The sequence below is a fragment of the Paenibacillus sp. XP01 genome, from assembly GCF_057364885.1.
This window is the reverse complement of sequence record NZ_CP139481.1, coordinates 4599263-4623731: the sequence shown is the minus strand read 5'-3', so window position 1 is coordinate 4623731 and position 24469 is coordinate 4599263. Positions and strand designations below refer to the sequence as shown.

The following is a 24469-nucleotide window of genomic DNA, read 5'->3' as shown; positions in this document are numbered from 1 at the left end:
ATCACCCTTTCACAGGATCAAGAGTTGCAAGAGGAACCTCCGACGTGCTGGAAGCATTGGCGAGCTTGGCATCAAGCTCAAGCATGCGGTTAAACGATGCGATGGATACTTCGACCTGCTCGTCGGTCGGTTCCTTGGTTGTCAGCAGCTGCAGCCACAGTCCTGGGTACCCAAGATAGCGAAGTACAGGAATATCGCGCATCGCATTGGTGATTTTCAACAGTTCAAACGAAATGCCCAGTACGACCGGCAGCAAGAGCAGGCGCTGTCCCATGCGTTCCCACAGATTGTCGTATGTGAAGAGCGAATAGAGGAATACCCCGATGATCACCGTCAGCATGATAAAGCTGCTTCCGCAGCGATAATGGAGACGGCTGTATTTTTGAACGTTTTTCGGCGTGAGCTCTTCGCCCGCTTCATAGGCACTGATTACTTTATGCTCCGCGCCGTGATATTGGAACAATCTTTTGATCATCGGCGTTTGCGAGATCAGCCACAAGTAAGCGAGCAGCAGGATCAGCTTGATCACGCCTTCCAGTAAATTATGCAGGAACTGGTTGTCAAATGCGTTCTTGAAGAGGAAATTCTCAACGACTACCGGGAGCAGCGTCAAAACAATTTTGCCGAAAAGAAAAGAAAGGATGGCTACAGCGGTTACGCCGATAATCATGCTCAGGCTCCAGCCCGAGCCTTGTTTGTCCTTTTGCTTCTCGCGTTCTTCCGGCTCCAGCTCATCGTCCGCGTAGGCGTCGGCCGAGTAATTAAGGTGTTTGCTGCCTTTGACGCTGGAATCTATGATGCTGACAATCCCGCGCAGAAGCGGTATGCGTCGCAGTTTGATGACCCAGGACTTGTCTTGCTTGGGAACTTCCAGATACGTTATTTCGCCGTCTTTTCTCCGCACAGCGGTAACGTTCACGTGTTTGCCGCCGAACATGACGCCTTCGATGACGGCTTGCCCCCCGTAGCTGACAGGTTTGGATTGTTGAGGCAAATTATTCACCATCCTATTCTCTTATATCCCTTCAGGCTCGAAGGTCGATTAATATCCTTATTGTATCGAATTTTGAAAGCAATTTCTAGTTGAGGGGATATCCGCGGTGATGGTTGTTAAATTCGCCTGAACTGGAGCATACTACCTGGGACGGAAAACAAGGCAGCAAGGATTCTGCAGGCAGGAGAACGATTAAATCTTGAGGAGAATGCAAATGGCAGAGTATGTGGAAGAACGGACAATACATGCGGAAGATCCCAAGAGGGGCTCGAAAGAATCGAAAAGAAAGGCGAGGCCGAGGCAAAGCCAGCAACAAGGCCATACGAAGCCGCTGCCTTTTGCGATTGAGCTCGGTTTTTTTGCCGGCTTTATTTGGGGCGGGGTACATTGGTTTTTTTATTTCCTTCACTTTACGGTCGTGCCTATAGGCTTTCTGGCGGAACCCTTTTTCAAGCACCGGTTCATATATACGGCAGCAGGCCATTTGACGGGATGGTTGTTTTTTATCGCATTTTCCATCCTCGTGTCGGTGATTTACACGTTTAGCCTGAGAAAACAAAAAGGGCCGATTCCCGGCATGGTTTACGGCATCGTATGGTGGGTCATCCTGTTCGTGATTCTCGGTCCCAAGCTGGGGATGATGAAGCCTATAAACCGCCTGACCTGGGACTCCATCTTCACCGAATTGTGCTTCTTTTTGCTGTGGGGCCTCTTTATCGGTTACACCGTGGCGATGGAGTATACGGACGAGCGGAAGCGCGAGCCCGAAGAAGCGGGCTAGCAGCCGCAAAAAAGCTTCTCAATCCGGCAATGGCTGTGTTAAAATAGCAGATGGTTATTTGCAGAAAGGATGGAGCAGCTATGAAACGAATCGTCGTGATCAATGGCCCGAACCTGAACATGCTTGGCGTACGCGAGCCGGGCATCTACGGAACGCTTAGTCTGAAGGAGATTGAGAACAACATTCGCAGACAAGCCGAGGAGCTGGGTGTCTCCATTGCTTTTTACCAATCCAACCACGAGGGGGACATTATTGATCGCATCCATGCGGCCTTGGGCGAGGCGGACGGAATCATTCTGAATGCCGGCGCGCTGACCCATTACAGTTATGCCGTGCGCGATGCCATCAGTACGGTAAAGGTTCCTACCGTGGAGGTTCATTTATCTAACATTCATGCGCGTGAAGCTTTCAGACATCAATCAGTCATCGCTGCAGTGACGATCGGGCAGATTGCCGGATTTGGCGAAGTAAGCTATGAACTGGGATTGCTGGCTCTCGTGCGTCATCTGGACAAACAAACCTGAGCCGGGAACCCGGGAATGTGAGAGAAGGAAGGGTTACCGATGGAAAACAAAAGAGTGAACAAGCTGCGCGAGGCGATGCAGGAGCGCGGATTGGCAGCGATGCTGATCGCAAGTCCGGTGAACCGTCAATATATGACGGGTTTTACGGGTTCATCCGGCTATGTGCTCATTACGGAGCAAGAAGCTTATTTGGTGACCGACTTCCGTTATATGGCGCAAGCGTCGCAGCAAGCCGAAGGCTTCAACGTGGTCGAGCATGGTCCTAAACCGATTGAAACGGTACGCGAATTGCTGGCCCAAAGCGGCATCACGGCAGTCGGCTTTGAACAGGACCATGTTTCTTACGGAACGTATGGCGCTTATGCCGAGGCGCTTCAATCCATTGAATTAAAAGCCGTATCGGGTATCGTGGAGCATTTGCGAATGTTCAAGGACGAGAACGAAATCGCTGTTATGCAGCGAGCGGCTGATCTGGCGGATGCAACGTTCAGCCATGTTTTGCAGTTTGCAAAACCGGGCATGACTGAAGCGGAAGTCGATCTTGAAATGGAATTTTTCATGCGGAAAAACGGGGCGACATCCTCTTCGTTTGATACCATCGTGGCTTCGGGCGTGCGTTCTGCCTTGCCTCATGGACGAGCAAGCAGCAAGGCCATTGGGCAAAATGAACTGATCACGTTCGATTTCGGCGCACTGCTGGACGGATATTGTTCCGATCTGACACGTACCATTGCAACAGGAACGCCGGTGCCCGAGCTGCGAAAAATCTACGACATCGTGCTGGAGGCGCAGTTACATACGCTGGAAAACCTGAAGCCGGGCATGACCGGACGCGAAGCGGACGCCCTTGCGCGCGATATCATTGCAGGGCATGGCTACGGGGAACAATTCGGGCATAGCACAGGTCATGGTCTGGGCATGGAAGTGCACGAGGCTCCGCGTCTGTCCAAGCTTAGTGACGATGTGCTGAAACCGGGCATGGTCGTTACGGTGGAACCGGGCATTTACATCGACGGTCTGGGCGGCGTACGTATCGAAGATGATGTCGTGATTACGGAGACAGGCATTCGTATTTTGACGAAGTCGGATAAGAAGTTTACCGTAATCGGATAAACCATGTAATTTTTTAACTCAACCAGGAGGGATTTATTCGTGATTTCAGTTAACGATTTCAAAACAGGCTTGACCGTCGAGGTAGACGGAGATATCTTTACCGTGCTGGATTTCCAACACGTTAAACCGGGCAAAGGTGCAGCATTCGTGCGCTCCAAACTGAAAAACCTGCGCAACGGCAACACGGTTGAGCGTACGTTCCGTGCGGGTGAAACGATCGGCCGTGCCATGATCGAAAACCGTGGCGTTTCCTACCTGTATGCCAGCGGCAGCGAGCACACATTCATGGATAACGAAACATACGACCAGTTCACGCTGACAAGCGATCAACTGGAATGGGAACTGAACTTCCTGAAAGAAAACATGAACGTGCACATCGTCAGCTATCAAGGCGAAATTCTGGGGATCAACCTGCCTACAAGCGTTGAGCTGAAGGTCGTTGAAACCGAGCCGGGCGTAAAAGGAAATACTGCCCAAGGTGCAACCAAAAACGCGAAGCTGGAAACCGGCTTGAACGTGCAAGTTCCTTTGTTCATTAACGAAGGCGACGTGCTGATCATCGACACTCGCGAAGGCAAATACTCTTCCCGCGCGTAATCGTGCCGGAACAAGCGTATGCCCGTGTATACACCAACCCTTTGTCATTTCGATGACAAAGGGTTTTTTCACATTTTAGAATCGTTATGCTTGAGGCGAGGTTGGACCTTTCCGTCATACCGGAAAAGCATTTTTGTTAAAAAAGATTAGCCGATCTGACACTTTCGTATTATACTGGGTTAAAGTCATGTTCCAGAGAGAATAATGGCGATGGGCATCAAGTATGCATATTGCACAAGGTAGGGAGTGGATTTGCGTTGTCATTGTACGTCATGAAGTTTGGGGGCAGCTCGGTCGGAGATACGGAGCGCATGAAACGTGTAGCCGGGCGTGTTGTGGAAAAAGCAGATGAAGGGCATCAATGTGTCGTCGTGGTTTCGGCCATGGGAGATACGACGGATGACCTGATCGATCAAGCGAAACTGCTGAACAGCGATCTGCCTGCAAGGGAAATGGATATGCTGCTCACGACAGGAGAGCAAATCTCCATATCGCTGCTAGCGATGGCGATCCAGGCACTTGGACGCAAGGCGGTGTCTTTTACAGGTTGGCAGGCTGGTTTTGTGACAGAGCCTGTTCATGGAAAGGCACGCATTAACGATATCCGTCCGGAGCGGGTAACCGCTGCGCTGAACGAAGGCAACATCGTTATCGTGGCCGGGTTCCAGGGCATGACCGAAGACGGGGAAATTACCACGCTCGGGCGCGGGGGATCAGACACAACAGCGGTAGCGCTTGCGGCGGCGATCCGGGCTGACGCCTGCGAAATCTACACGGATGTGGACGGAATCTACTCCACCGATCCGCGAATCGTGAAAGTAGCCCGCAAACTGAAGGAAATCTCGTACGACGAAATGCTGGAGTTGGCGAATCTGGGAGCGGCTGTGCTGCATCCGCGTGCGGTAGAGTACGCGAAGCATTCCGGTGTGCCTTTGATCGTCAGATCCAGCTTTAACCATAATGAAGGAACGGTTGTGAAGGAGGAAGCAGCAATGGAACAAGGGGTAGTGGTTAGTGGAATCGCCTATGACAAAAACGTAGCGCGCATCAGCATCATGGGTGTACAGGATGTTCCGGGAGTACTGGCCGAAGTGTTCGGCGAACTCGCATCCGCACAGATTGATGTTGATATTATCGTTCAGAGCGGTGTTATGGACGGGAAAGCGGATTTCTCGTTCTCGGTGGCTTTGACGGATCGCGAGAAAGCACTGACTGTCATTGAAGGGCTCCGCAACCGTTTGCCTTACCGCGAAGTGACCTCTGAAGAAAAGCTGGTTAAAATTTCGATCGTCGGAGCAGGCATGGTCAGCCATCCTGGTGTAGCTGCCAAAATGTTCAAAGTGATTTCCGGCGAAGGCGTCAGCATCAAAATGGTCAGCACGTCCGAAATCAAGGTTTCCTGCGTCATTGACGGAGACAAACTTCATGATGTAATTAAAGCGCTGCATACCGCATTCGACCTGGATACGGAAGAACAAGCTTTTGTTGGCGGCCCGGAAGTCCGTCGATAAAATAAATAAAGAGGCGTTCTGCATCCCTTTAGGGTCAGGACGCCTCTTTTTGTTTACGACAAATTAGAGGCCTGTTCCCGCCCCATTTTGCGAAATAGCTGCAACGGGTGGCTGGCGTCCATTTCGGGTACGCAGTCCAGAAGGTTCGTCTGCACGCAATAGGAAATATCGGGCAGCCTCCCTTGCCGTTCAAGACTTTTGGCCCCGGCGGAAGCTCTTATGAGCTCGAACAGCTTGCTTTCGCATTGAAGCGAGGCTTGATACAGGACCATGCCCAAATCATTCAGCCTTAATTCGCAAGGCGTTTGATCCTTCATGGCACCGATGATCATGCCTGCGCACAGGCCGTCTTCCAGCGCGAATTCTCCCTGATGACCTGCGCATAAAAGCAGAACGTCTCTTCGAAGCCTGCTCAGGGCCGATGCTACGGCATTGACATTCAAAAATGCACCTGCGAGGACATGCTTGGCTCCGGCAGCTTTGATCAATGCCCGTGTTCCATCCGTCGTTGTGAGTACAACCGTTTTGCCCGCAATGTCTTCTGTCATATATTCATAGGGTGAATTGCCTGTTTCGAATCCGGCGAGCTTTTTGCCGAAACGTTCACCGCCGCGAATGCAATCCTTCAAGTCCAGTTGTTTGGCCATCGGAACGGTCTCTACCGCAACCACTGCCGCAGCGTTAAAGGCGAGTGCGGTCACGATGGTGCTCGTCGTTCGCAGCACGTCGATCACCACGACACTCCGCCCGGCGATGTCCATTTTTCGAACCTCGTCCACGTTCCCTATCACATCCACTTGCACACCCCACAACTCCTTTCTTCTCTTGGGGGAAATGTCTCCATCGTCCGCATAGCGGAATCGGGATAACGGAATCTGTTTGTGCACTATATGCACCCTTCCATAGACAGGTGCCTATCGTTTGCAGCCTCCCCACCCTTTCAGAAATAAATAAAATTGGAAATTCTATGTCTCTCCACTTGCGCTACTCTCTCCCTTTCGAACAATTGCTAGAGTTCGTCGTCATAATTCGAATGTACAGGCATAGAATTGAGATAGGAACAGCATCAGAAAAGAGATCATCACAATTGTGGGGTTGGAGGGCCGATCATGAAAGTGAACTGGAGGGAGCTCTTCCCGGAACCGATCCAAACCATTCTGGGAAGAATGCCGCCCGCTGTATCGGAACAAGTGGAAGAAGTTCGCATACGCACGGGAAGGCCGCTTGAGGCCAATGCCGGTGGCAGCTATCATTTTCTGTGCCCGGACGGCAGTCTGACGGACAAGCCGGACGATGCTTATGTTCCTTCCAAAGAAGACGCACACAAGCTGCTTGACATGATTAGCAACCATTCGCTGTATACATTGGAAGAGGAGCTCCGCAGAGGTTTCATCACGATTCCCGGGGGCCACCGGATTGGACTTGCTGGACGGACCGTGGTTAGCGGAGGACGCGTCGAATACTTGCGGGACATCACGGGGTTCAATATGAGAATCGCGCGCGAAATACACGGCATCGCTGACCGCATCCTGCCTCATCTGTGGGATGCCAAGAGCGGACAGGTATTCCATACATTGATTCTGTCGCCTCCCCAGCAAGGGAAAACGACGCTGCTGCGGGATCTGGCGAGACAGATCAGCAGCGGTACCGGGTTGCCGGGGGCAGGTGAGCGCATCCAGGGATTATCTTCCCGCCTCAAGGTCGGCATCGTGGACGAGCGCTCCGAAATTGCAGGCAGCCACCGCGGCGTGCCCGGCTTCGATGTCGGTCCGCGGACGGATGTTCTGGATGGTTGCCCGAAAGCCGAAGGCATGATGATGATGCTCCGTTCCATGTCACCGGACGTGTTGATTGTGGACGAGATCGGTCGTCCGGAAGATGCCGAAGCAGTCATGGAGGCGCTGCATTCCGGAGTATCCGTCATCGCAACCGCTCACGGCCGCGACTTCATGGAGCTTGCTTCCAGACCTGCCTTGCGCGCCCTGATTGAAGGGCAGACGTTCCAGCGTTACGTGCAGCTGCGGCGGACGAGCCGGGGCACCAGCTTCAGGCTCGCGGACGGCAAGATGCGTGGTTTGCAGGTCACCCCGGCGGGAGCAGGAGGAGAAGCTTATGCTTAACATGCTCGGTGCGGTGCTGATCCTTCTGGCAAGTACGATGATCGGTTTTTATCGCGCCCGGCAATACGCGCTCAGACCCAAACAGCTCCGGGAACTGATTGCTGCCTTGCAGCGGTTGATGACGGAAATCAATTACGGCCTGACTCCCCTGCCGGAAGCCATGGACAAAATGGCTGCTCAGACCAAAGAGCCGGTACGCACGCTTTTTCTGCACGCGGGTAACCGAATGGAGGGACCTCACGGGCAAACGGCGCGTGACAGTCTGCAAGCAGGCATCGAGCAGGCTTGGGCCAAGTCGGCCATGAAAGAGGATGAGCGGGAAGTCATGCTGCAATTGAGTTATAGTCTTGGCACCAGCGACCGTCAGGATCAGACCAAACATATCTCGCTAGCCATTCAGCAACTGATGCACGAAGAGTCCCGTGCACAAGCCGATCAAATGAAGTATGAACGGATGAGCCGTAACCTCGGGATGCTTGTAGGAGCGTTAATCGTAATTCTGATCTTCTGAAATTGCCGGGATAGTGAGGTGCCAAGGTCATGAATTTGGAAGTAAACGCAATTTTTCAGATTGCGGGAATCGGTATCATCATTGCGATGATTCATACCGTTCTGAAACAGATGGGAAAGGAAGATATGGCGCACTGGGTGACCGTGATTGGATTCGTCGTTGTGCTGTTCATGGTTGTTCGCATGCTGGACGGCCTGCTGCAGGAAATCAAATCGATATTCCTGTTCCAATGATGCGGTCATGAAGCCGGAATGGTGGTGACCTGTGGAGATTATTCAAGTCGTGGGTCTGGCGCTGATCGCAACGGTTCTCATTCTTGTCATCAAGGAACAGAAGCCCATGTTTGCGTTTCTGATCGCCGCGGCTACCGGCATTGTCATTTTCATGCTGCTGATCGGAAAGATCGGGTCCGTGATCGATGTGCTGAAACGGCTGGCCGAAAACTCGGGCATGGAGAGCGTTTACCTGAAAACGGTGCTTAAAATTATCGGCATTGCCTACATCGCCGAGTTCGGCGCACAGATCGTGCGGGATGCCGGCCAGGAAAGCATCGCTTCCAAAATCGAACTTGCCGGCAAGGTGCTGATCCTCGTGCTGGCAATTCCGATCATCGGTATCATTATCGAAACCGTCATGAAGCTGATGCCGGTGTAAAAGGAGGCATGCGGATTATTCATGAACCGAATCAGAGAGAAGCCGCGCTGGAGCCTTGCTTTTATCCTTGTGACGTGTTTTCTGTTTGCCTTTATCGGACAGGCTGCGGCAACCGCGCCTGCGGACGAATGGATGCAGCAACAGGCGAATGAGCTACCCAAAGACCAGGTGGAAAAGTACTGGGACCAGCTAATGAAGCAGTATGGCGGTTTTTTTCCCGAAGGAAAGACGCCTTCTTTCATGGATATGCTCGTTCCCGGCAATGAAGGATTCAGCCTGAAATCGGTTTTCGTTGCCATCGGAACCTTTATGCTGCACGAGATCATGTACAACGGCAAATTGTTGGTCACCATTGTCATGTTAAGCGTGCTGAGCATGATCCTGGAAACGCTGCAGACCGCGTTTGAGAAAAACAATATCAGCAAAATCGCGTATGCGATCTGTTACATGGTCATCATCATTATTGCCATCAACAGTTTCAGCGTGGCGATCGGATACGCCAAAGATGCCATTGAAGGCATGGTCAGTTTCATGATGGCGATGGTGCCGCTGCTGTTCACCCTCCTCGCATCGATGGGGAACATCGTAACGGTATCCGTGACGCATCCCATGATTATTTTCATGATTCATTTGGTAAGCACGCTCATTCACATGCTCGTTTTTCCGTTGTTGTTCTTCTCGGCGGTGCTGCATCTGGTCAGCTCGATCTCCGACAAATACAAGCTGACACAGCTTGCCGACTTGCTCCGTAACATTAGCGTGGCACTGCTGGGCGTACTGCTCACCATGTTTCTCGGCGTCATTTCCGTGCAGGGAGCGACGAGTTCCGTCACGGACGGGGTTAGCCTTAAGGCAGCAAAATACATTGCAGGGAACTTTATTCCCATTGTGGGACGGACGTTCGCGGATGCCACCGATACCGTATTCACGGCCTCATTGCTCGTCAAAAATGCGATCGGGCTGACGGGAGTCATTATCATATTGTTTCTTTGCGCCTTTCCGGCACTCAAAATCCTTGCCCTTGCCTTGATCTACAACATAACGGGTGCGATCATGCAGCCGCTGGGCGACACTCCGATCGTCGGGTGTCTGCAGGCAATCGGGAAAGCGATGATCTACGTATTTGCCGCCCTGGCTGCGGTCGGACTGATGTTTTTTCTGGCAATTACCATACTGCTCACAGCAGGTAATCTGACGGTGATGATGCGATAAAGGAAAGGGACGGGAGGCGGAAAGGATGGGGTGGCTGAGCAACTGGCTTCAGGAATTGATCATGATTGTCCTGCTCGCAACCTTTGTGGAGATGCTGCTGCCCAATCGTTCCATGGAGCGGTACGTCAAGCTTGTGCTGAGCCTCCTTATTCTGCTTACGCTGTTGTCCCCCCTGACCAAGCTGCTGCGAAGCGATCCGGTGGCCGAGCTCAAGCGGGCCATGTCGACTATGGGAGATATGGATGAAGGGAATGTAACGTTGGAGCAAATCCTGGCTGAGGGCAAAAAATTGCGAGCCGGCGAACAGGAACAGTCCTTACAGTGGACCGCAAGGGAGCTCTCCAGCGCGATGAAAGATCAGATTGAGGAGGAAACCGGCAAACGGGTTCAATCCGTAGAGGTTCAACTGGGCATGGAGCTGCACTCATCGCCGGACTCGGCATTTGCGCAGGCTGAACTACCCGTCATCCGCAAGGTGCTGGTGACGATGGCTGCACAACATCAAGAGCAGGGAAAAGAAGAGGCTCTGCAGGGCACCGGGGCGGGGACGAAGTCCATGAACGAAACCGATCCGGCAGCTTTGGAAGAAGAATCTTTGGCAACAAGGGAGCCGATCGAAATCGGAGAAGTTCACATTCCGGCCGTGCAGATTGGCGCAGATGCCAATGCTGAGGATAAGCCGAAAGATCCGGAGAGCGGGGCTTTGCCTGCGATGGGTGAACAAGAACAACAGGGAATCGTTCAGGAAGGGAAGGAAGGCGGCCCCGATTCCAAACTCACCGTCCAGATCATGACCCTGCTCGGCGAGAATTGGGACGTGGATGCGAGCAAAGTGCACGTTCAGGAACAGCGGGGGGCAAAACCACTATGAAGAAGGAGGGGTCCGAATGAAGCAGTGGTTTAAAAAGATCGAATCGTTGTTCAGCGGCGGTGAAGGCCAGAAGCGCAGCAACACGTTTCGATGGCTCATCATTCTTGGCTTGATCGGCGTGGGCATCATGGTGTTCAGTTCGTTCATCAACGTCAAAAAAGTAGATTCCGAAAACATCGGGCGAGAACCGCCCAATCCTGCTGCATCCATGGCAGCAAACGTTCAGGAGGGCCTTGACGAGTCCAATCCGTTTCAGGTGATTGAAACCGCGTTTGAAGACAAAATCAAAGGTGTGTTGGAGAACATCGTCGGCGTGGGGACGGTCGACGTCATGGTCACCGTCGATTCCACCGAGGAGCTGGTTGTTCAGCGGAACGTAAAGGATTCCCAACAGCTCACGGAAGAAACGGATGCCAATGGCGGAAAAAGGCACATGACCCAGTATACCCGGGACGGGGAGATCATCACGTATGAAGTATCGGGTGATCAGACGCCGATCGTCACCAAGAGGCTCAAACCGCAGATCAGAGGTGTACTCGTCGTAGCGAAGGGAGCCGAGAACAAAGTCGTGAAGGACCTGATTACGGATGCCGTGGAAAAAGGGTTGAACGTCGCCGCTTACCGGATTTCGGTTGTGCCGCGCAAGCAGGATTAGCCGTTTGATGGAACGGCAGCTTGATGGAAACAAAGCCAAGTTAATCTTAATCTGAGGAGGAATTGGAATGAATAACAAACGCCAAACAATCTGGCTCGTCTCGATGTTAAGCTTGATGGTCATTTTGTCAGCCTACTACCTGTTCACGGAGGACAGCGGCCCTGTAAATACGCCTGTAGCAGACAGCCAGCAAGTCGACAGCATGAAGCAAGGTGATGTCACGGAAACAACGTCCATTATTGATCCGACAGAAGGGCTGGTTGTGAATGAAGTCGTAAGCGAAGGCGCTGTTACAGAAGGACAGCAGTCTGCAGCAGGCACGGCTGAAGAACCCTCTTCTAATGAAGGGAAAACTGGCGATACGGGCAAAACACCTGCGGCCGAATCGGGAGAGAAAGGCGAAACCGGTAAAGAGGCCGACAAAGGAACCGCAACGACCCCTGACGTCAGCGGAACAGGTACCGAAGGAACGGATGCAGGCACAGCCAAAACCGACGAAGAGGTGCTGAAGGAAATGGAGGAACAAAATACAGCCGTTTCCGCAAGCAGCCAGTTCCAAAATTATCAATGGCAGCGGGAAGAAAGCAACAATCGCAAATATGAGGAATTGATGACCATCGCGGGCGACCTTAGCAAAACGCCGGAAGAAAATGCGAAGGCAACCGAAGAGCTTCGCGCCCTGGAAGAGAAGGAAGCGAAAATTACAGGCATCGAAGAAACATTGTCGCAACAATACGCCAATGCCATCGTAGAGGAAGAAGCAGACAAGTATAAAGTACTTGTGCTTAGTGACAAACTGGATGTAAAGCAAGCGGTATCGATCGTGGATCTGGTGATGAAAGAGCTGGCCGTATCGCAAAACCAAATCAGCGTGCAATACGTGACGGAGCAATAAGCAGCGTAAGTTGGACATTGGCCCGGAGAGTGGGATTCTGCCGGGCCCTTTCCATTTTGAACGATTGTGATATAATACATAAAGCCATATGACCGTCCTAGTGAGACTGGCATGATGCCAAAGGAGTGAATGATGGAAATGTTTAAATTGAGTGAGATCAAAGAACTGATCAAACTGGTGGATGAAAGTTCCGTTCAGGAATTGGAAATTGAAAATGAAGGATCGCGCCTGTCGATTCGCAAGCCTGGCAAAACCGAGGTGATTCAGGCCGCTGCCGTGCAAGCTCCGCAAATCGTTGCAGCTGCGCCGCAAGTACAGCAGGCTCCGGTGGTTTCCGAAGCTGCTCCGCAAGCTGACCCTGCAAGCCATTTACATAAAATCGTATCACCGATGGTGGGTACCTTCTACAGAGCTTCCTCGCCGGAAGCGGGTCCTTTTGTAAGCAAGGGCGACAAGGTTGTTGAAAAAACAACGGTCTGCATCATCGAAGCGATGAAATTGATGAACGAGCTTGACGCCGACGTCAAGGGCGAAATCGTTGAAGTGCTGGTTGAGAACGGCCAACTGGTCGAATACGGACAACCTCTGTTCCTGGTCAAACCGGAATAATGGCCATCGCCGTAGGAACGGCAACCGGATGAGCTTCGAAGGAGGACAATATCGAAATGAAATTTCATAAAATACTGATTGCGAACCGCGGCGAGATCGCGGTACGTATTATTCGTGCCTGCCGTGAGCTCGGCATTTCGACGGTAGCGGTCTACTCGGAAGCGGACAAGGATTCCCTGCATGTGCGCCTGGCGGACGAAGCATATTGCGTCGGTCCGACCTTGTCGAAGGACAGTTACCTTAATTTTACCAACCTGATGAGCGTGGCTACGCTGACTGAATGCGACGCGATCCACCCTGGCTACGGGTTCCTTGCAGAGAATGCCGATTTCGCCGAAATTTGTGCGTCTTGCAACATCACCTTTATCGGCCCTTCCCCAGAAGCGATTACCAAAATGGGTGACAAGGCCGTTGCCAAACAGACGATGAAGGATGCGGGCGTGCCCGTCATTCCGGGATCGGACGGATTGGTCGAAAATATGGACGAAGCGATCATGATCGCCAGAGATATCGGATACCCGGTAATCATCAAGGCAACCGCCGGCGGTGGGGGAAAAGGAATTCGTATCGCTGAAGACGAGGAATCGCTCGTCAAACAAATCACGACGGCCCAGCAGGAAGCCCAGAAGGCATTCGGCAATGCGGGCGTATACCTTGAGAAATTTCTGACGGGTATGAAACACGTGGAAATCCAGATCATGGCCGACAAACACGGCAATGCCGTTCATCTTGGCGAACGTGACTGCTCTGTGCAGCGCCGCCGCCAAAAGCTTGTCGAGGAAGCGCCTTGCCCTGTGTTGACGGAAGAAGTGCGCACCCTGATGGGGGAAGCCGCTGTCAGAGCAGCGTTGGCGGTCAATTACTCGGGAGCAGGTACGCTTGAGTTTCTGCTTAGTCCGACGGGCGAGTTTTATTTCATGGAAATGAATACACGCATTCAGGTCGAACATCCGGTGACGGAAATGATTACCGGCGTGGATCTGATCCGCGAAATGATTGCCGTTGCCGAAGGGCATCCGCTTTCTTTCCGTCAGGAGGATGTCGTGATTAACGGTTGGGCCATCGAATGCCGCATCAATGCCGAGGATCCGGATCGCAATTTTATGCCGGCTCCGGGTAAAATCGGGTTCTATCTGGCTCCGGGAGGCCCGGGCGTGCGCGTGGATAGCGCAGCATATCCAGGGTATACGATTTCCCCTTTTTACGACTCCATGATCGCGAAATTGATCGTATGGGGAGCAACGCGCGAAGAGGCCATTGCAAAGATGAAGCGCGCACTGAGCGAGTTTGCCATCGAAGGCATATCGACGACGATTCCTTTCCACTTGAAGCTGCTTGATCACCCGACGTTCGTTCGCGGGGACTTTGATATCAAGTTTCTTGAGGAAAACGAGATTTAACAGGTATATTGGACTTGTTTGTCATAATGTACCTCAAATGATATAGTATGAATAATAAGAGCGCATGTCTCCTGCAGTGGATGAGCCCGCACACGCGGATGAAGGGTGCAGGGGCTCCGGTTTCCCGGACCGCAGGGTGCCCGAATGAATCGGGACTGGCCCTGACGGATGGCCGCCAACTTATTTCGCGAAAGGTGTGTTGAACAGTTATGAGTACACTGCCGACAGAATTTGAACGGACGGATATCGGTGAAATCCAAATCGCACCTGAGGTTATCGAAGTTATTGCCGGACTGGCTACCGTTGAAGTTAAAGGCGTAGCTGGCATGAGCGGCGGTTTTGCTGGCGGTTTTGCCGAGCTGCTGGGCCGCAAGAACTTGTCCAAAGGCGTGAAGGTTGAAGTCGGACAGCGTGAAGCAGCCGTTGACGTATCGGTAATCATCGAATACGGGTATCGCCTTCCGCAAGTGGCTACAGAAATCCAGCAAAACGTGAAGCGCTCGATTGAAAACATGACCGGGTTGAATGTGAACGAAGTCAACGTGCATATTCACGACGTTCAATTCAAGAGCGCCGAGAAGGTGGAGGAAGTTGAGCCTACCACTCAGCGCGTGAAATAAAAGAAGTTCAATTCCCCCGGCATGGGTGCCGGGGGTTATCCCTTCTTGGACAGATCTTTTCGGCCAATGGGACAGTGAGCCGAGACAGGTGCACAAGATTGGGTATCAAGAAACGTAGGTAAGCAAGGGAGGCTGTGCAGTTCGTGGCAAAAATACTGGATCGGCTTCTGTTGTTTCTATACAGCATAAGCGTTGGAGCAATATCGGCAGTGGTCATTCTCCTGATCAGCGGAGTGCTGCCTTACGAATTGAATTACCAGCAGGAACAGAACGTTATTGTTGCCGCCGTGATCGCGGCCGCGGTTTTGTTTATCCTGAGTTTGCGCTTCTTCTACATTTCCGTCCGGCGCGAGCGTGCTTCGCTGCCTTCCGTCGACCAGCGTACCGAATATGGCGATGTGCAGATTTCGATGGAAACGATCGAAAATTTGTGCATGAAAGCCACTTCGCGTTTCCGTGGCGTACGTGATGTCAAGGCAAGAATTCGCGTGGTTGAGTCCGGACTGGAGATCAAGATCAGGGCCGTGGTGGATGGCGAGACGCCGATTCCGGCACTGACGACCGAGCTGCAAAAGGCAATACATGATCATGTACAGGAGATTACGGGTATTCCGGTTTCCTTTGTTACTGTGTATATTGCGAACGTTACCCAGTCGCCTAACTACAAGAGTCGAGTGGAATGAGGTGAATTTCACTGATGCTGTGGAGAGAGATTTGGGATAATTACAAAGGCCGGATTCTCGGCATAGTCGGCGGCATCTTTTTTGGTTTTCTTTACGTATGGATTGGATTTTGGGATATGTTGTTCTTTGCACTTTTGGTGTTCGTCGGGTATACCTTGGGCAGACGAAGTGATTCAAAGCTGGAATTCCACCTTCCTTGGCGGGAGTGGGGGCAATGGCTGGGTGATCGCTGGCGTCCGTTTAAGTAGCCGCTTGAACCCTGCAATAGGTTTCTTCCAAAATGGCTGTAGTTTAATATGCATTTTTTTGGAGGAAACGTATTGCAGGTTTTTTTGTGAAAAGGGAACACAATAATACCAAAGATGTAGATCAAACCAAGCTGCAGCTTGCTTGAAATGCATGGTGTTTAATCGGATGCAGAAGCAAGTCAGTGTAGAAATGGTTGTTTGAAAATAAGCATGAGGAGCATTCCGGACGGAATGCTGCAGGAGGCAGGATATGAAAAGACGTTTGGCTAGGGAAATTGCGGTACAAAGCCTGTACCAGATGGAAATGAATGAGGTTGGCGCTGCTGAAGCGGTCAACATGTTGATCAATGAAGCGGCGGAAGAAAACGAAACCGATGTGGTCATTCGCGACGCGGATGCGATGCGCGAGTATGTAACGGCATTGGTGCAAGGGACATGGGATCGTAAGGAAGCGATTGACGGTTTGCTTGGGGATTATCTCAAAGGTTGGCAAATCAGCCGCTTGTCCAGGGTTGACCGCCAGATTCTCAGGCTGGCCGCCTACGAAATGGTATTCCAGGATGATGTCCCTGCCAAAGTATCCGTCAACGAAGCGATTGAACTGTCCAAACACTTCGGGACCGACGAGTCCGGAAAATTCGTTAACGGCGTTCTTGGCCGCATGATTCAGGAAGTGGGTACCATCAAGGAGAAGTTGTCTTAATTTTTTGCAGGTTACTTATTCTATGTTCACATAAGGGAGAGAGAGTAAATGACAGCATCTATTATCAACGGTAAAGAAGTATCCCAGGAAATTCGTACAGGCATTACCGCCGAAGTGAAGCAGCTTGCAGAGAAGGGAGTTGTTCCCGGCCTCGCCGTGGTACTCGTTGGAGATGACCCTGCTTCCCATGTTTACGTACGCAACAAGGAAAAAGCTTGTCAGGATCTGGGCTTCTATTCGGAAGTTCATCGTTTGGATGCAGCTACTTCCCAGGAAGACCTGCTTGCGCTCGTGGACAAGCTGAACAAACAGGATAGCATTAACGGGATTCTGGTTCAGCTTCCATTGCCGAATCATATCGAAGAGAAAGCTGTCATTGATGCCATCGCGGTGGAAAAAGACGTGGACGGATTCCATCCGGTCAACGTGGGCAATCTTGTCATCGGTGACGACAGCCTGCTGCCTTGTACGCCAGCCGGTGTAATCGAGCTCATCAAACGCACGGGCATTGAAATGTCCGGCAAACATGCCGTAGTTATCGGACGCAGCAACATCGTCGGTAAACCCGTATCCTTGCTCTTGCAACGCGAGAACGCAACTGTCACCATGTGCCACTCCCGCACGGCGAACATGAAAGAGATTACTCGCCAAGCAGACATTCTGGTTGTAGCCATCGGCCGCGCCAACTTCGTTGACGCAGACTATGTCAAGCCGGGTGCGGTCGTGATCGACGTAGGCATGAATCGTTTGGATAACGGCAAGCTCGCAGGCGATGTTGATTTCGAGAGCGTGAAGGAAGTATCTGGACCGATTACACCGGTTCCCGGCGGCGTAGGTCCGATGACGATTACGATGCTGATGCAAAATACGTTGATTGCAGCCAAACGCGCTCACGGCTTGAGCTAGGTATACCCGTGGCTGAACAACGGATATTTTCCATCAAGGACCTGAATCGGTATATCCGGATGAAACTGGAATCCGATCAGGTGCTGTCGGACGTGTGGCTTCGAGGCGAAATTTCCAACTTCACCCACCATTCCAGCGGACATATGTATTTTACGCTCAAAGACAAGGACAGCCGGATTAAAGCGATCATGTTTGCTTCGCATAATCAGCGATTACCCTTCGTGCCCAAAGAGGGCACGAGGGTTATTGCGCGAGGCAATGTTTCCGTGTACGAACGCGATGGCCAGTATCAATTTTATGCCACGCATATGCAGCCTGATGGCATTGGCAGCCTGTATCTTGCTTATGAGCAGCTGAAAAAAAAGCTGGAGGATGAAGGTTTGTTTTCGCCCTTGCGAAAACGGGATATTCCCCGATATCCGCAAACCATTGGCGTGATCACTTCTCCGACGGGAGCTGCGGTTCGGGATATTCTTACCACTCTGCAGCGAAGATTTCCTTCTGCCCGGGTCGTGTTGTATCCGGTGCTGGTGCAAGGGAAAGGTGCGGCACCTTCCATTGTCAAAGCCATTGAAGGTTTAAACCGAATGGGAGAAGCGGACGTGCTGATCGTTGGACGCGGCGGCGGTTCGCTGGAGGAGCTGTGGGCTTTTAATGAAGAGATGGTTGCAAGGGCGATTGCAGGCTCGGGGATTCCGGTGATTTCAGCCGTTGGTCATGAAACGGATTTTACGATTGCAGACTTTGCGGCCGACCTGCGCGCGGCAACGCCGACTGCTGCCGCGGAACTTGCGGTGCCAAGCCGGGCTGAACTGGCGCAGCAGATCGCGCAAAGACAAAGGCAGCTGCAGCATCGGCTTCGTCAGCGGGCGGCACAAAGCCGCGAGCGGCTGGAGCGGTTGCAGCGTTCGCCGGTGTTGGTACACCCGAGAAGGACGCTGCTCCAGCACGCCGAACGGCTCGATATGCTGCAGCAGCGACTGATGCGGAGCATCGATTCGCGGATGAAATGGACGGGAGAAAAGCGGGAGCGCCTTCACGCCGCGCTGCAGCGGTTCAATCCTCGTGAACAAGTGAGCGCGGCACGCCGGGAACATACTGCTGCGAGGCGCCAACTGGAGTTGGCGATGAATTCCATCATGAAGTCTAAACAGCAAAAATGGGCATCTGCCGTACGCCATCTGGATGCGCTCAGTCCGCTTAAAGTCATGTCTCGCGGATACAGCCTCGTCTATGATGAGCAGGAGAAACGGTTGATCAAGTCCCTGAAGGATGTGCAGCCCGGAGACTCAATCAAGATCAAACTCACCGACGGGCAGCTGGACTGTCAGGTTTGGGGAATGAAGGAGGACGACACTACCCATGGCGAATGAACCGGAATTGAACTTTGAAGAAGCAATGGCCGCTCTGGAAGAGATCGTGAGCGAACTGGAGCATGGGGATGTCCCCCTTGAGCAGGCCATTGATCTGTTTCAACGGGGGATGAAGCTTTCGCAATTGTGCGGCATCAAACTGGAGCAGGTGGAACGCAAAATTGAAATGATCGTGGAAGAAGACGGGGAGCTGCGCAAAAAACCGTTTGGAACTTCGCTTGACGAAAGCGGTGAACCGAATGAGTAATCGGTTATCATTCGAACAGTATTTGCAAAATACGGCTAATGAGGTTACGGCAGCGCTGAAGGAAGCGCTGCCTGTTCATTGGGACGTGCCGAAATCTTTGCGCGAAGCCATGCACTATTCGCTGATGGCCGGGGGCAAGCGCCTGCGCCCATTGTTGGTCGTCGCCGCGGCGGAAGCCCTCGGTGCGCAGCGCAGTGCTGCAATGCCGGTGGCCTGCGCCGTGGAAATGGTTCATACGTATTCGCTGATCCACGATGACCTGCCTGCCATGGATAACGACGATTATCGCAGAGGTAAACCTACGAACCATAAAGTGTTTGGGGAGGCTGCGGCTATATTGGCCGGTGACGCACTGCTTACGCATGCGTTTTACAGTATCGTGCAAGCGGGGCGTTCCCATGGCGTTCCGGCAGAAGCGCTGCTGTCCATCGTGGAAGACCTGGCGGAATTGGCGGGTGCCAGAGGCATGGTTGGCGGACAAGTGGCTGACATGGAAGGCGAGCAAGGCATGACCAGCCTTGAGCAGCTGCAGTACATTCATTTGCATAAGACCGGCGATCTGATCGTGTTCTCCTTGCTGGCAGGAGCCCGGATTGGCGGAGCTTCGGAAGGACAATTGGAAGCGCTGCGCGTGTTCGGCAGAGATCTGGGGCTGGCCTTCCAAATTCAGGACGACATTCTTGATTTAACGGGCGATGAACAGAAAATGGGGAAAAAAACGCAGAGTGATGTGAACCAGCAGAAGGTTACCTATCCGTTTTTTATCGGAATGGAAGCCTCGCTGGAGCAGGTCCGCGTGCTGACCCGGTCTGCGAAGGATGCGCTTGACAGAGCCGGGCTGCCGGATTCGTCCCGGTTGATGGAAATTGCCGATTATTTAATGAACAGGGATCACTAGCTTCCAGAAGCACAGGGTTAGTCGATGTTTCAATACATTCGGATCAGGGTACATGGATTTGATGCATTTTTTGCATCCATATCGGTGAACGGACGTAAAAGATACATAGGCTGTAACCCGTGTGCCATTTTGGCGAAACGGCTCGCGGACTGAAGGTTGCTGACGCAAATTAGGTTTCTTGGTCATTTATGATATAATGTTTTTTAATGTTAACAAATAAGCTGTATACATCACGGCTATTTAATCAATCTAGGAAAGCGGGGAGATTCTCGTGCTGCTTCCACAAATTAAACAACCGAGCGATCTCAAGTCGATGTCTGAGGATGACCTTGTATTATTATCGGCAGAGATTCGGCAGTTTCTGATCGAGAAGCTGTCTGTGACAGGGGGGCATCTTGCCCCGAATTTAGGAGTGGTTGAGCTCACGGTGGCCCTGCACTATTGCTACAACAGTCCGGTAGATAAAATGATATTCGATGTAGGGCATCAGGCATATGTTCACAAAATTCTTACGGGACGCATGGACCGTTTCGATACGTTACGGCAGCACAATGGATTGTGCGGATTCGTCAAGCGAAATGAAAGCGAACATGATGTCTGGGAAGCCGGCCACAGCAGCACTTCATTGTCGGCGGCTATGGGCATGGCCCTGGCACGCGACCTTAAGGGCGAGGACAATAAGGTGATTGCACTGATTGGTGACGGGGCATTAACAGGCGGCATGGCCTTTGAGGCGTTGAACCATATCGGTCACGAACAAAAGAAGCTGATGGTCATTCTGAATGATAACGAAATGTCTATTGCACCCAATGTAGGCGCAATGCATAAATATTTGAGCAAAATCCGCTCGGATCGTCATTACCTGAAGGCAAAGGACGACGTAGAAGGCATGCTGAAAAGGATCCCGGGTATCGGCGATCGTTTGGCCAAATCGGCAAGCTGGATCAAGGATAGCGTGAAATACATGATGGTTCCAGGCGTGCTGTTCGAGGAACTGGGCTTCAAGTATTTGGGGCCGATTGATGGACACGACATTCCCAAATTGATCGAGGCATTTAAGCAGGCTGACAACGTGGATGGTCCGGTGCTGGTCCATGTCCTTACAACCAAAGGAAAAGGATATCAGCCTGCAGAAGCGGATTCGCATAAGTGGCATGGCATCTCGCCATATAAAATTGAATCCGGCCAAGTGCTTAAGGCCGTTGGCAAACCGATGTATACCGAAATCTTTGGGGAAACGCTGGTGGAGCTTGCCAAAAAGGATAAGCGAATCGTCGCGGTAACCCCGGCAATGCCAACCGGATCCGGACTTATTCCGTTCAGCAAGGCGTTTCCGGATCGCATGATCGACGTGGGGATCGCCGAGCAGCATGCGGCGACGATGTGTGCTGCGTTAGCCATGGAAGGGCTTAAGCCTGTATATGCGGTATATTCCACGTTTATGCAGCGCGCTTATGATCAGATCGTGCATGATATTTGCAGACATAACGCAAACGTCATTTTTGCCATTGACCGTGCCGGATTCGTCGGTCCGGACGGGGAAACGCACCAAGGCGTATACGATGTGGCGTTTATGCGCCATATCCCGAACATCGTGCTGATGATGCCGAAAGATGAAAACGAGCTGCGTCACATGATGAAGACGGCGCTTGATTATAACGATGGACCGATTGCATACCGCTATCCTAGAAACAATGTGGTTGGCGTTCCGATGGACGAACAGCTGATACCGATTCCGATCGGGACTTGGGAGCAATTGCGGCCTGCCGAAGGTTATGCGATCATTGCCTCGGGGTCGATGGTACAGATCGCCGAGGAGGCAGCAGATATGGCGAAACGCGAAGGCATATCGTCAGGTGTCATCAACGCGCGTTTCCTGAAGCCGCTCGATGAATCGATGCTGCGCGAGCTGGCGCTGCGTGGAACCAAGCTGATTGTTCTTGAAGAAGTATCACAGGCAGGAAGCATGGGGAGCGCTGTGCTTGAATTTTATGTAGAACAGGGTCTGCATGACATTCATGTACAGCTCATGGGCGTTCCGGATCGGTTCATCGAACATGGCAGCATTGACGAGCAGCGCGCGGAAGTGGGCTTAACGGCCCAAAATGTTTGCGCCGAGCTGCGAAGCATGGCAGCCCAGTCTTCGTACGGGATGTCAAGAACCCGCTTTCCTTCCTAGATTAAGGGAAGTCGTAAAATGTTTTTATAGACCTATATAAACCGGAAAAAACATAGCACTCATTAACGAAGAGGCAGAACCAATCTGGGGATAACAGCGATCGGAAGTTGGTACTGCACTCGAAGTGGCCTAGTGTGATTGGTTTATTCGATTTCTATAGCATTGGATTAACTACAGGATAGGAGAAAGACATGTCACTCCCGAAAGAACGAATTGATGTTCTGCTGGTTGAGCAAGGCTTTTACGAGAGTCGCGAAAAGGCAAAAGCAGCCATCATGGCAGGACTGGTATATGCCAATAATGAACGGATCGAAAAAGCCGGCATGAAAATTCCGCGCGAAGCCGAACTCAAGGTGAAGGGTGCTGTGCATCCATACGTGGGACGTGGCGGACTGAAGCTTGAAAAAGCAATTCGCCATTTTGGACTCGACATGAATGGTCGTGTTATGTTGGATATCGGTTCTTCCACCGGTGGATTTACGGATTGTGCCCTTCAACATGGCGCATCGCATGTTTATGCCATCGATGTCGGTTACAACCAATTAGATTGGTCGCTAAGGAATGATGAGCGGGTTACCGTTATGGAGCGAACCAACTTCCGGTACGTAACACCCGAGGATTTGACAGGTCCAGTGCCTGATTTCGCGAGCATTGACGTATCCTTTATTTCGCTGCAAATCATTTTGCCGCCGCTTATGGCCTTGTTGAAGCGTCCTGCCCATATCGTGGCTTTGATCAAGCCGCAATTCGAGGCCGGTCGGGAGAAGGTCGGCAAATCCGGCGTCGTTCGTGACTCGAAGGTCCATCAGGAAGTGTTGGAATCCATGCTTCGTTTCGCGAATGAGCTTGGACTTCGTCTTCAAGGCCTTACTTTTTCCCCGATTACCGGCGGAGAAGGGAATATCGAATTTCTTGCGCACTGGCGTCTGGAAGAACCGGATGCTCCACAACAAGAGAACGAACTGGCTCCATTTGATGCGTTGGCGCATCGGATCGCAATGGAAGCTGCGCATACTTTTAAGGGAAACTCATCATAGGATGGGTTTCTTTTCGCTGGAAAGGTGATGCTAAGAACAGGAAAATGTCTTCCGAACCTCGAATTAGTGGATGAGGTGAACGATGATGGAAGGGCAATATGACTCGATTGTGATCGGAGTGCTTGCCGTTTGCTTGATGCTGTGGCTGTTTTACGGCTGGCGAAGCTGGTTGAACCGTCCAATTCCTGTAAGTTTGTCAGGGCTTCCGTTAAATGAGGATATTCAGGATTCTCCTGCAATTGACTTGCTTGAAGCGGAAGGTTATGAAGTCATCGGGGGGAGAATGAAAATACCGCTTGCGTTTGAAGCCAACGAATCGGTCCTTTACAGCAGGCTGTTCATTGATTTCGTCGCCGAGCGGGAAGATGCGCGCTATTTGGTCAAAACGTCCCGTCGCAGACAGCCCGTTGAATTTTCGGGTCCTGCTTTGAGGGATCGTTTCCTGCATTACTTGCTTCTGTACCCAGGTTGTGATGGCCTGTTGTACGTAGATCTGGAAGAGGCAAGCGTGAAATTGATCCGTTTGCTTGATTATGACGAAGACGTGTATGATGGCGACGATCTTGACTAGGTCGTTGCTATAGGGATTATTCAAACTGGAGGCATGTATGAAGGGACAACGACATATTAAAATTCGTGAAATCATAAGCCAAAACGATATTGAAACACAGGATGATCTGGTGGAAGCGCTGCGTCAAGCAGGTTTTCAGGTCACTCAGGCAACCGTGTCCAGAGATATCAAGGAACTGCTGTTGATCAAAATTCCGATGGATGACGGGCGGTACAAGTATTCGCTTCCTACCGATCAGCGTTACAATCCGATTCAGAAGCTGAAGAGAGCGCTTGTGGACAATTTTCTTCACATTGACCACACGAACAATTTGGTGGTGATGAAGTGTTTGCCGGGAACCGCCAATTCGATTGCGGCCCTTCTGGATAACATAGAGTGGACAGAAGTGATGGGAACGATCTGCGGCGATGATACGATTCTCATCATTTGCCGGACAGAAGCCAATAGCGTCACCGTGATTGAACGCATCATGGGGTATATTTCCTGAGAAATAAATCCGAAATGATATTTGGCGAAATCACGAAATAAGCTTTCATTTATCGCTCGGGAAGGTCGTC

General features: G+C 51.7%; 29 protein-coding genes. 27 read left to right on the top strand and 2 right to left on the bottom strand.

The window, feature by feature from the left end; translation table 11 throughout:
• Position 1 precedes the first annotated feature (1 nt).
• Complete coding sequence (locus SNR34_RS20830; protein ID WP_236420002.1) at positions 2-994, bottom strand: DUF1385 domain-containing protein; 993 nt, start codon at positions 992-994, stop codon at positions 2-4.
• A gap of 214 nt (positions 995-1208) precedes the next feature.
• Between SNR34_RS20830 and SNR34_RS20825 the strand changes: the two genes are divergently transcribed.
• From SNR34_RS20825 to SNR34_RS20805, 5 genes are all read left to right on the top strand, one after another.
• Positions 1209-1775: a YqhR family membrane protein gene (locus SNR34_RS20825; RefSeq protein WP_486180090.1), complete on the top strand. Its 567-nt coding sequence runs from the start codon at positions 1209-1211 to the stop codon at positions 1773-1775.
• An 80-nt stretch (positions 1776-1855) separates the two neighbouring features.
• Positions 1856-2299, top strand: coding sequence for a type II 3-dehydroquinate dehydratase (gene aroQ / locus SNR34_RS20820; protein WP_486180089.1), 444 nt, complete (start codon positions 1856-1858; stop codon positions 2297-2299).
• 39 nt (positions 2300-2338) lie between these two features.
• A complete protein-coding gene (locus SNR34_RS20815; protein ID WP_236419996.1) occupies positions 2339-3412 on the top strand; it encodes a M24 family metallopeptidase in 1074 nt (357 codons plus the stop codon).
• Between the two features lie 39 nt (positions 3413-3451).
• Positions 3452-4009 carry an elongation factor P gene (efp, locus tag SNR34_RS20810; RefSeq protein WP_236419994.1) on the top strand — a complete coding sequence of 186 codons (558 nt, stop codon included), beginning with the start codon at positions 3452-3454 and terminating at the stop codon, positions 4007-4009.
• A 257-nt stretch (positions 4010-4266) separates the two neighbouring features.
• Complete coding sequence (locus SNR34_RS20805; protein WP_236419992.1) at positions 4267-5520, top strand: aspartate kinase; 1254 nt, start codon at positions 4267-4269, stop codon at positions 5518-5520.
• Between the two features lie 53 nt (positions 5521-5573).
• Here SNR34_RS20805 and SNR34_RS20800 read toward each other — a convergent pair whose 3' ends face one another.
• On the bottom strand, positions 5574-6407 hold the full coding sequence (locus SNR34_RS20800; RefSeq protein ID WP_236419990.1) for a 2-phosphosulfolactate phosphatase: 834 nt from the start codon (positions 6405-6407) through the stop codon (positions 5574-5576).
• A gap of 222 nt (positions 6408-6629) precedes the next feature.
• Between SNR34_RS20800 and spoIIIAA the strand changes: the two genes are divergently transcribed.
• From spoIIIAA to ahrC, 22 genes are all read left to right on the top strand, one after another.
• Positions 6630-7640, top strand: a complete 1011-nt coding sequence (gene spoIIIAA / locus SNR34_RS20795; RefSeq protein ID WP_486180088.1) for a stage III sporulation protein AA — start codon at positions 6630-6632, stop codon at positions 7638-7640.
• Positions 7633-8151, top strand: coding sequence for a stage III sporulation protein SpoIIIAB (gene spoIIIAB / locus SNR34_RS20790; protein WP_486180087.1), 519 nt, complete (start codon positions 7633-7635; stop codon positions 8149-8151). Before spoIIIAA ends, spoIIIAB begins: the two co-directional genes overlap by 8 nt.
• A gap of 29 nt (positions 8152-8180) precedes the next feature.
• On the top strand, positions 8181-8384 hold the full coding sequence (gene spoIIIAC, locus SNR34_RS20785; RefSeq protein WP_056696521.1) for a stage III sporulation protein AC: 204 nt from the start codon (positions 8181-8183) through the stop codon (positions 8382-8384).
• Between the two features lie 31 nt (positions 8385-8415).
• A complete protein-coding gene (gene spoIIIAD, locus SNR34_RS20780; protein WP_236419984.1) occupies positions 8416-8805 on the top strand; it encodes a stage III sporulation protein AD in 390 nt (129 codons plus the stop codon).
• A 21-nt stretch (positions 8806-8826) separates the two neighbouring features.
• On the top strand, positions 8827-10017 hold the full coding sequence (gene spoIIIAE, locus SNR34_RS20775) for a stage III sporulation protein AE (protein WP_236419982.1): 1191 nt from the start codon (positions 8827-8829) through the stop codon (positions 10015-10017).
• A 25-nt stretch (positions 10018-10042) separates the two neighbouring features.
• On the top strand, positions 10043-10888 hold the full coding sequence (gene spoIIIAF, locus SNR34_RS20770; RefSeq protein ID WP_486180086.1) for a stage III sporulation protein AF: 846 nt from the start codon (positions 10043-10045) through the stop codon (positions 10886-10888).
• Positions 10889-10904: 16 nt separating this feature from the next.
• Entirely contained in the window at positions 10905-11543 is a 639-nt protein-coding gene (gene spoIIIAG / locus SNR34_RS20765) for a stage III sporulation protein AG (protein WP_236419978.1), read from the top strand.
• Positions 11544-11610: 67 nt separating this feature from the next.
• The gene (locus SNR34_RS20760; protein WP_486180085.1) at positions 11611-12438 is read left to right on the top strand and encodes a SpoIIIAH-like family protein; all 828 of its coding nucleotides are present in this window, start codon (positions 11611-11613) and stop codon (positions 12436-12438) included.
• Between the two features lie 138 nt (positions 12439-12576).
• Positions 12577-13047, top strand: coding sequence for an acetyl-CoA carboxylase biotin carboxyl carrier protein (gene accB, locus SNR34_RS20755; protein WP_236419974.1), 471 nt, complete (start codon positions 12577-12579; stop codon positions 13045-13047).
• A 56-nt stretch (positions 13048-13103) separates the two neighbouring features.
• On the top strand, positions 13104-14447 hold the full coding sequence (accC, locus tag SNR34_RS20750) for an acetyl-CoA carboxylase biotin carboxylase subunit (protein WP_236419972.1): 1344 nt from the start codon (positions 13104-13106) through the stop codon (positions 14445-14447).
• A gap of 209 nt (positions 14448-14656) precedes the next feature.
• Positions 14657-15067, top strand: coding sequence for an Asp23/Gls24 family envelope stress response protein (locus SNR34_RS20745; protein WP_236419971.1), 411 nt, complete (start codon positions 14657-14659; stop codon positions 15065-15067).
• A 143-nt stretch (positions 15068-15210) separates the two neighbouring features.
• Positions 15211-15750 (top strand): alkaline shock response membrane anchor protein AmaP, encoded by a 540-nt coding sequence (amaP, locus tag SNR34_RS20740; protein WP_236419968.1) that lies wholly within the window; start codon positions 15211-15213, stop codon positions 15748-15750.
• A gap of 14 nt (positions 15751-15764) precedes the next feature.
• Positions 15765-15998, top strand: a complete 234-nt coding sequence (locus SNR34_RS20735) for a DUF2273 domain-containing protein (RefSeq protein ID WP_486180084.1) — start codon at positions 15765-15767, stop codon at positions 15996-15998.
• A 250-nt stretch (positions 15999-16248) separates the two neighbouring features.
• Positions 16249-16701, top strand: coding sequence for a transcription antitermination factor NusB (nusB, locus tag SNR34_RS20730; RefSeq protein WP_236419964.1), 453 nt, complete (start codon positions 16249-16251; stop codon positions 16699-16701).
• A gap of 48 nt (positions 16702-16749) precedes the next feature.
• Positions 16750-17607 (top strand): bifunctional methylenetetrahydrofolate dehydrogenase/methenyltetrahydrofolate cyclohydrolase FolD, encoded by an 858-nt coding sequence (gene folD / locus SNR34_RS20725; RefSeq protein ID WP_236419961.1) that lies wholly within the window; start codon positions 16750-16752, stop codon positions 17605-17607.
• 8 nt (positions 17608-17615) lie between these two features.
• Entirely contained in the window at positions 17616-18980 is a 1365-nt protein-coding gene (gene xseA / locus SNR34_RS20720; RefSeq protein WP_486180083.1) for an exodeoxyribonuclease VII large subunit, read from the top strand.
• Entirely contained in the window at positions 18970-19227 is a 258-nt protein-coding gene (gene xseB / locus SNR34_RS20715) for an exodeoxyribonuclease VII small subunit (protein WP_236419959.1), read from the top strand. The genes xseA and xseB overlap by 11 nt, the downstream gene beginning before the upstream one ends.
• A complete protein-coding gene (locus SNR34_RS20710; RefSeq protein ID WP_486180082.1) occupies positions 19220-20125 on the top strand; it encodes a polyprenyl synthetase family protein in 906 nt (301 codons plus the stop codon). Before xseB ends, SNR34_RS20710 begins: the two co-directional genes overlap by 8 nt.
• A 271-nt stretch (positions 20126-20396) precedes the next feature.
• Positions 20397-22304, top strand: coding sequence for a 1-deoxy-D-xylulose-5-phosphate synthase (gene dxs, locus SNR34_RS20705; RefSeq protein ID WP_486180081.1), 1908 nt, complete (start codon positions 20397-20399; stop codon positions 22302-22304).
• A gap of 191 nt (positions 22305-22495) precedes the next feature.
• Positions 22496-23341 (top strand): TlyA family RNA methyltransferase, encoded by an 846-nt coding sequence (locus SNR34_RS20700; protein WP_236419953.1) that lies wholly within the window; start codon positions 22496-22498, stop codon positions 23339-23341.
• Positions 23342-23423: 82 nt separating this feature from the next.
• Positions 23424-23912, top strand: coding sequence for a hypothetical protein (locus SNR34_RS20695; protein WP_236419951.1), 489 nt, complete (start codon positions 23424-23426; stop codon positions 23910-23912).
• A 37-nt stretch (positions 23913-23949) separates the two neighbouring features.
• Complete coding sequence (gene ahrC, locus SNR34_RS20690; RefSeq protein WP_236419949.1) at positions 23950-24399, top strand: transcriptional regulator AhrC/ArgR; 450 nt, start codon at positions 23950-23952, stop codon at positions 24397-24399.
• Positions 24400-24469 lie beyond the last annotated feature (70 nt).